Source organism: Vibrio sp. S234-5 (genome assembly GCF_000960595.1).
In the GTDB taxonomy this organism is placed as follows: Bacteria; Pseudomonadota; Gammaproteobacteria; order Enterobacterales; family Vibrionaceae; genus Vibrio.
The window spans coordinates 1-1,108 of sequence record NZ_JZAM01000084.1 but is presented as its reverse complement, the minus strand read 5'-3'; the positions used below and the strand labels follow the sequence as shown (position 1 = coordinate 1,108).

The window sequence follows — 1,108 nt, the reverse complement described above, 5'->3', positions numbered from 1 at the left end:
TATCCTTTACGACTACATGGTCAAGTGCATGCAGGAGTTAGCGAAAGCGGAACCTGATATCGATGCACTCCTGCCTTGGAACTTCAAACACTAACAATATCGCCCCGTGGGTTCATGGGGCGGATACGGAGAAATCCCAAAAGATTGAGCCCCTAAATTAACCTGAGTTGCATAACGCCGCGTTAAGGGGCGCAGGCACGCAATACAAAAGTGACCGCATTACGCCTTAACCACTAAACCCAACGCAAATTGAAAATGCCACGCGTGCCAAGTCCCTCTTTAACGCTTTGTTATATGCCTTTTAAATGACGCCATTCTTTAACTTTTGTCTTAACGTCTTGGCTAAACCCAGAACGAACATTGTTCATTAAGATATTGTCACTCCCATGTGCCGACTTTAGACCCCATAAATGACTTGATCTACACATGATGAGTAAAATATCACCCGCTTTAGCCTTTGGGATAAGGACTGTTCTAAGGTAGTTTTGCGCTATCCAGACACTTGGGAGACAATTGGCAATTTTTTCCACTTTGTCCATATTTCTAGACGCATAAGGGACCAGATTGAAAACAGACATATATTCACATGCGAGTTCAATGTCACCATCAAACAAGCTATTAGCTCTGGGACTGAACCATTCATTCCAACCAGCCAAATGGTGCGGATATTTATGAACACCTGTTAATTGCTTAAATAGTTCGTCTTTAAACTCAGAATCTTGAATTGTATTTAATGACAAATCATCGATTCCGGGGTTCGCATAACATAGTACAATTTTTGCAGTTTTTAGAGGACCAAATATTGGACCCGGAGGGAATGAAAAGTCCATATCATTCTCAACGAGGTGACTAAGTTCGATTAAGATATTTTCATCTTCTGGATGGATATATCGACCCGACTGATCATCGATTACATTGTTCCAATATTCAAAAATCATCGTAAACCTTCTCCTTTTTGGGTATCACCGTCGAATTGCATATAACGCCGCGTTAAGGGGTGAGTGCCGCACAAACCAACTTTCCGCAGACCACTTTCACCACAAAAATTACCGCATACCAAAAATGCCACGCGGCACGAATCCCTCTTTAACGCTTTGTTATGTTTAAG

The 1,108-nt window shown here is 42.0% G+C and carries 2 protein-coding genes; both read right to left on the bottom strand.

The features are described 5' to 3' along the window. Window positions 1-290: 290 nt before the first annotated feature. Window positions 291-938 carry a hypothetical protein gene (locus UF06_RS03475; protein WP_045569196.1) on the bottom strand — a complete coding sequence of 216 codons (648 nt, stop codon included), beginning with the start codon at window positions 936-938 and terminating at the stop codon, window positions 291-293. Then, window positions 935-1,108: DUF3265 domain-containing protein (locus tag UF06_RS28265; protein ID WP_139046256.1), on the bottom strand; the 174-nt coding region annotated here is incomplete at its 5' end. The genes UF06_RS28265 and UF06_RS03475, both read right to left, overlap by 4 nt.

Excerpts from the sequence above, each read along its gene's own strand:
- UF06_RS03475 (WP_045569196.1), bottom strand. The coding sequence starts at position 938 with ATGATTTTTGAATATTGGAACAATGTAATCGATGATCAGTCGGGTCGA.